We start from the raw sequence: 945 nt of genomic DNA on the forward strand, positions 1-945 counted from the left end.
CAAAATGCAAATGAGGTTTGACAACTTCAACTTTGAAATTAAGAACCGTGTTTTCTGGTACTTTCACGGTGGTTGTTGTTGTGTACTCCGTTCCGTTCAAAGTGATTTTCAAATTCCCTGATTGATTGTCTAGCTTAATATCGATCATTTCAACGTGTAAGGCACTTGTTACGTTCAAGGTACAATCACCATCAAGAACGATTGAAAAGCTGTTAGCCCCTTGAGAATTGGAAATAGGCACGGTCGTAGTTGTTCCGCCCTTAATATATTCGATTTTAGTGATTTCATACCCTGTTTTAGGACTAACCACGATCGGCACGGCGGTATTTTCATCATAAGGCAAAATCGCCCCATTTGTGACGGTTGTTCCGCTTGCTGTAACATTCGAGTTAGCGTCATGATTGACCGTCAAATTGTGCTTGACGGCTGGTGCAACTGGGATTTGTTCCTCCTGTACTGTGATATCTGTGTCTGCGTCCATTGTAAGTTTAAAACTTACTGGCGCTTTGATATCAGTGATCGTAATAGGCGTTACAACTGTGCCTTTCTTTGTAGTGATTGTCTTGAATTGATAACCACTTGCAGGCGTGACAACAATATCAACTTCCGTTCCATCGTCAAATTGTTTGGGCTGTGCAAGGCTTTGTCCGTTCGCTGTTGCCGTTGCGCCGTTTTGATAAAAATTCAAAGTTCTTTTAACTACTGGCGGAGCCACGGGAACTGCATTCAATTCGAAGTGAATTACGCCATTTTTGCTACTAGGAACCGTTGTCGTATTTTCGTAGTAAGTCGTGCCTGCTGTTGTGAAGTTCTTTACATTATGAACATAATTGTCATTATCAGTGAATTGAAGGACGTATTCCGCCGGATCGCCTTTCACTGGAATTCTATGAGAGGAATCAATATCAAAACGGTATTTAATTTCTTCACCTGATTGAACCTGCG

Annotated in this window: 1 protein-coding gene; it reads right to left on the minus strand. The window is 41.6% G+C overall.

The features are described from left to right. On the minus strand, nt 1–945 hold a 945-nt coding region (locus N1032_RS24080), incomplete at both ends, for an InlB B-repeat-containing protein (protein WP_259542989.1).

It is taken from the genome of Herbiconiux daphne, from assembly GCF_024979295.1.
Lineage (GTDB): Bacteria > Actinomycetota > Actinomycetes > Actinomycetales > Microbacteriaceae > Herbiconiux > Herbiconiux daphnes.